This window comes from Longimicrobiaceae bacterium (assembly GCA_035936415.1).
Lineage (GTDB): Bacteria > Gemmatimonadota > Gemmatimonadetes > Longimicrobiales > Longimicrobiaceae > JAFAYN01.
In genome coordinates this window covers 1-4,885 of the sequence record DASYWD010000021.1, presented here as the reverse complement: position 1 = coordinate 4,885, position 4,885 = coordinate 1, and the positions used below count along the sequence as shown (strand labels likewise).

Here is a 4,885-nt window from a genome sequence, read left to right as displayed (position 1 = left end):
CCGCCCGCTGCGCCCCCGGCCCGCGCCGCCGACGCCGCGGCGCCCGCGGGGATCCGCTTCCCCCCGGGGTGGGCCTTCCCGGTGGGCTCCGTCACGCCGGTCCGAGCCACGGGCGGGATGGTCTCCACCACCGACCGGGTGGCGAGCGAGGTGGGCGTGGAGATCCTGCGCCGCGGCGGGAACGCGGTGGACGCGGCGGTCGCCACGCACTTCGCGCTGGCGGTGGTGAACCCCGAGGCGGGGAACCTCGGTGGCGGGGGGTTCCTGGTGGTGCGCATGGCGGACGGCACGGTCGCCTCGCTCGACTTCCGCGAGGCCGCCCCGCTGCGCGCCACCCGGGACATGTACCTGGACGCGCAGGGGAACCTGACCGACCGCTCGCTGGTGGGGCACCTGGCCGCGGGGGTCCCCGGCTCTGTCGCGGGGATGTGGGAGGCGCACCGGCGCTTCGGCTCGCTCCCCTGGGCGGAGCTGGTGCAGCCCGCCGTGAACCTCGCCGAGGGGATCGTGGTGCACGAGCGCCTCGCCGGCTCGCTCCGCTCGTACGAGGAGCGGCTCCGCCGCTTCCCCGCCACTGCGGCGGTCTTCCTCCCCGGCGGACGGGCTCCCCGGGTGGGCGAGCGCCTGGTGCAGCGCGACCTGGCGGAGACGTTCCGCCGCATCGCGCGCGACGGCCGCGACGGCTTCTACCGCGGGCGCACGGCGGAGCTGGTGGAGGCGGAGATGCGGCGCGGCGGCGGGATCATGACCCGCGAGGACCTGGCCCGGTACGAGGCGAAGTGGCGCGACCCGGTGCGCTTCGACTACCGCGGCCACGAGGTGATCTCCATGCCGCCTCCCTCCTCCGGCGGGGCGACGATGGCGGAGATGCTGAACGTGCTGGAGGGGTACGACCTGCGCTCGCTGGGCTTCCTCTCCCCGGCGCACGTACACCTCTTCGCGGAGGCCACGCGGCGCGCCTACGCGGACCGCAACGCGTACCTGGCCGACCCGGACTTCGTCCCGCAGCCCACGGCGCGCATGAGCTCGGACGAGTACGCGGCCCAGCGGCGGCAGGGCATCCGCCCGGACCGCGCCACCCCGTCCGCCGAGGTGCGTCCCGGGCTGGGCGCCGCCCCCGCCGGCGCCGGGACGCGCGCGGAGGGGACGCACACGACGCACTATTCCATCATGGACGGCCGGGGGAACGCGGTGGCCGTGACCACCACGATCAACTCGCTGTACGGCAACCTGGTGACGGTGGCGGGGGCGGGCTTCCTGCTCAACAACGAGATGGACGACTTCTCGGCCAAGCCGGGGACGCCCAACCAGTTCGGGCTGGTGCAGGGGGAGGCCAACGCCATCCAGCCGGGGAAGCGGATGCTCTCCGCCATGACCCCCACCATCGTGCTGGACCCGAGCGGGAAGGTGCGCCTGGTGACGGGGACGCCCGGCGGATCCACCATCATCACCACCGTGGCGATGATGGTCTCCAACGTGGTGGACTGGAACATGGACGCCGCCACGGCCACCGCCGCCCCGCGCCTGCACCACCAGCACCTCCCCGACACCCTGCGCTACGAGCGCGACGGGCTGACGGAGGCGACCGCCGCGGCGCTCCGCGCCATGGGCCACGCCGTCGCGGAGCGCGGCGGCTACCAGGGCGACACGCAGACCATCATCGTGCTCCCGGACGGCACCCTCTCCGGCGTGTCGGACCCGCGCCGCGGCGGCGCGGCGGTGGGCGTCGCGGAGGTGCGGCGGGTGGTGCAGTGAGCCCCCGAACCGGCCCCGCTTGAGCGCGTCCGCTGCCAGGGTGTAGATTTCCCGGCGTGAGACATTTTCCTCCGGCCGCCCGCCTCCGGCTCCTGCTGGGGCTGCTCCTCCTCTTCTTCGGGGTGGACCAGTCCGTCGCGCTCGCGCAGGAGATCCGCACCGAGGGCGAGACGGGACACGCAAGGGTCGGTGCCTTCGGCGTCCGCGCCGCCCCCGGCGGCGCCCTCCCCAACGGGCCGGTCGGAGCCGCGGTGCTCCCCGCCGGGACCGCCGAGCTCCCGGAGCCGGACCTCGCCCCCCGCCCGGCCGCGGCTCCCCGGCGCCGGCCCCACGCTCCTTCCCGCAGCGCCCGCCGCCGCGAGTACCCGCGCGGCCCTCCCCGCACTTCCTGATCTATATACCGGATCCACGCGCACGCTCCCGCCCGCCGCTCTTCCGCGGAGGCGGGGATGCTCCGTGCGCGCGATCCGGCGCTCTGCCGCATCCGGACGCGACGTCGCGCGTCCCGGATACCGCGACTTCGCACCTGAAGGCATAAATGGACCAGATCTGGCTCTGGGTGGGCTTCAACGTGTTCGTGCTGGCGATGCTGGCGCTGGACCTGGGGGTGTTCCACCGGGAGGCCCATGAGGTCTCCATGAAGGAGGCGGGGGGGTGGAGCGCGTTCTGGGTGGCGCTCGCGCTCCTGTTCAACGCCGGCATCTACCACTTCATGGGCCCCCGGGAGGGGCTCGAGTTCCTGACGGGGTACCTGATCGAGAAGGCGCTCTCGGTCGACAACATCTTCGTCTTCGTCCTGATCTTCTCCTACTTCCGGGTTCCGCCCAAGTACCAGCACCGGGTCCTGTTCTGGGGGATCCTGGGGGCGCTCCTCATGCGCGGCGCCATGATCGGGGCGGGGGCGGTGCTCATCGAGCGCTTCCACTGGATCATCTACGTCTTCGGCGCTTTCCTGGTGTTCACCGGGATCCGCATGGCGACGCAGGGCGAGCCGGACATCGAGCCGGAGTCCAACCCGGTGCTGCGGCTCGTCCGCCGCTTCACCGCGGTGACCCAGGTCTACCACGGGCAGAAGTTCTTCGTCCGCGAGGCGGCGGCGCCCGGCGGCCCCCTCCAGTGGGTGGCGACGCCGCTCTTCGTGGTGCTGGTGCTGGTGGAGACCACGGACCTGATCTTCGCGGTGGACTCCATCCCCGCGATCTTCGCCGTCACCCGCGACCCGTTCCTGGTCTACACCTCCAACGTCTTCGCCATCCTGGGGCTGCGCGCGCTCTACTTCCTCCTGGCGGGGGTGATCCACAAGTTCCACTACCTCCAGCTGGGGCTCGCGGTGGTGCTGGTGTTCGTGGGGACCAAGATGCTCCTCGCGGACGTCTACCACGTTCCCATCGGGATCTCGCTGGGGGTGATCGCGCTCGTCCTCGGGTCGGCCGTCGGCGCATCGCTCCTCTTCCCCAAGCGGGCGGAGGCGCACGACCCGGTGGTGCACGACCCGCTTGCGGAGAGGTCGGAGCCGTGGACCGCTCCCGTCGACGCCGACGCCGAGGACGTGTCCGGGACCCCCAGGACGTGAGAGGCTGGCGGCGAGCACCGCTTGAACGACCCGCATGCAGCGAGCGCCCCGCCGGGAGGACCGGTGGGGCGCTCGTGCTTACGCGGCAGCAGGCCGTCGGGCGAAGGCTGCCCTCGCGGAGGAACGGTGGATTCAGGGCTCCTCCGCTCCCCCGCTCTCGGCCCCGTACCGCCCCTTCCTTTCCGCGACGCGCCGGGCGCGCTCCCCCTCCGGAGCGGTCTTCCGCGGCCGCCCGCCCCTGCGTCCGTTCTCGCGCGCGGCCGCGGCCTTGGCCGCGCTGGTCCGGCTGCCGCCCGCCCGCCCCAGCTCCCGCATCCACGCTTCCGTGCCGAACACGCCCGCCATCAGCGCCGGCACGGCGAGGTCCACGTCCAGCCCGTCCCACCGCAGCCCGTACCCGGAGGGGGTCACCTCCACCTGCTCCAGCTCCGCGGGGGAGGCGCCGCGCAGCCCCTGCCCCATCTCCGCCGGGAAGGCGAAGAGGCAGCCGTTGCGCAGCTCCACCTCCACGCGTCCGCGCTCGTGGTCGTAGCGGGCGCGGATCGCCCGGGGCTCGGATGCGTCCGCGGCCCGCCCCGCCTCCTCCGCCCGCGCGTACTGCAGGGCGAGCTCCTCGTCCGTTGCCGGGGTCCAGCTACGCGTCATGGTACTCCCTCCACCTCGCGAGAAAGGTCTCCTGCCGCTCCTCCACGATCCGGACCGCCCGCTTCGCGTCCGGCATCCGCATCCCCAGCACCAGCAGGAGCGACGGCGGCGTCTCCGCGTCGCCGATCAGCACCTTCACCTCTCCGTCGGCGTTGAACACGTGGACGTGCGGAGGCCCGTGCTCGCGGTCGCCGGGGTAGATCACCACGCGGAACCCGCCGTCACGGTGGATCGTGACCATCCGAGAATAACCTATCGCTTGGGTTGACGCAAGCTTTCTGACCCTCGCGTTCCATCACGTCTCGTGCTGCACCCGCACCGGCGCGCCCAGCCGCACAGTGGCCCTGGAGCCGGCGGGGACCACCGCGTCCACGTCCGAGGTGCCCATGACCACGGCCGTTCCCGCCGCTGCTCCGACCGCGGCTCCCGCCACGGTGGCCCGGGTGCTCTTCCCCAGCACGCGCCCGACCACCGCACCCACCGCGGCGCCGCCCGCCACCTTGGCCGCCTTCTCGGCGTTGCTGTCGCGGGTCACCGTACGCACCGCGGGCGGCGTGGCGAGCGTGGCCTCGATCGGGTACGTCTCGCCGCCGTGCGAGATTGAGGTGAAGGCGATCCCGATGCGCGCCTCCTCACCGGCGCGCCCGGAGGGCCGCACCTCCGTGATGCGGCCGGTCACCGACGCGCCCGCGGGGATCACGGTGCTTCCGTCCGCCGCGACGAGCGGCTCCTCCAGCGTGGCCGTGAAGGTCTCGCCCACCACGGCGGTGCGGGTGCTCAGCTCCCGGTCGATGCGGACCGCGAAGGTGGTCCCCGCGGGGGCCGTGCGGGTGACGAAGCGCGGAGCCGCGGGCTCCGGGTCGCGCGCGGGCTCGGCCGTCCGGGCGGGAGCCTCGGGGCGCTGCGCCGGGC

The 4,885-nt window shown here is 73.7% G+C and carries 6 protein-coding genes; 3 read left to right on the top strand and 3 right to left on the bottom strand.

Features of this window, described 5'->3' with window-relative positions:
- From ggt to VGR37_00915, 3 genes are all read left to right on the top strand, one after another.
- A partial coding sequence (ggt, locus tag VGR37_00925; protein ID HEV2145957.1) for a gamma-glutamyltransferase occupies positions 1–1,755 on the top strand: 1,755 nt, incomplete at its 5' end.
- A 56-nt stretch (positions 1,756–1,811) separates the two neighbouring features.
- Positions 1,812–2,147, top strand: coding sequence for a hypothetical protein (locus tag VGR37_00920; GenBank protein HEV2145956.1), 336 nt, complete (start codon positions 1,812–1,814; stop codon positions 2,145–2,147).
- Positions 2,148–2,293: 146 nt separating this feature from the next.
- Positions 2,294–3,328 carry a TerC family protein gene (locus VGR37_00915; protein ID HEV2145955.1) on the top strand — a complete coding sequence of 345 codons (1,035 nt, stop codon included), beginning with the start codon at positions 2,294–2,296 and terminating at the stop codon, positions 3,326–3,328.
- Positions 3,329–3,460: 132 nt separating this feature from the next.
- Here the strand turns inward: VGR37_00915 and VGR37_00910 are convergent, their stop codons facing one another.
- The 3 genes from VGR37_00910 to VGR37_00900 all read right to left on the bottom strand — a co-directional run.
- Positions 3,461–3,973: a DUF2442 domain-containing protein gene (locus VGR37_00910; GenBank protein HEV2145954.1), complete on the bottom strand. Its 513-nt coding sequence runs from the start codon at positions 3,971–3,973 to the stop codon at positions 3,461–3,463.
- A complete protein-coding gene (locus tag VGR37_00905; protein HEV2145953.1) occupies positions 3,963–4,214 on the bottom strand; it encodes a DUF4160 domain-containing protein in 252 nt (83 codons plus the stop codon). The genes VGR37_00910 and VGR37_00905 overlap by 11 nt, the downstream gene beginning before the upstream one ends.
- A 54-nt stretch (positions 4,215–4,268) precedes the next feature.
- Positions 4,269–4,885, bottom strand: a 617-nt coding sequence (locus VGR37_00900) for a hypothetical protein (GenBank protein ID HEV2145952.1), incomplete at its 5' end; no start/stop codon positions are given.

Excerpts from the sequence above, each read along its gene's own strand:
- VGR37_00915 (HEV2145955.1), top strand. The coding sequence starts at position 2,294 with ATGGACCAGATCTGGCTCTGGGTGGGCTTCAACGTGTTCGTGCTGGCG.
- VGR37_00905 (HEV2145953.1), bottom strand. The coding sequence starts at position 4,214 with ATGGTCACGATCCACCGTGACGGCGGGTTCCGCGTGGTGATCTACCCC.
- VGR37_00910 (HEV2145954.1), bottom strand. The coding sequence starts at position 3,973 with ATGACGCGTAGCTGGACCCCGGCAACGGACGAGGAGCTCGCCCTGCAG.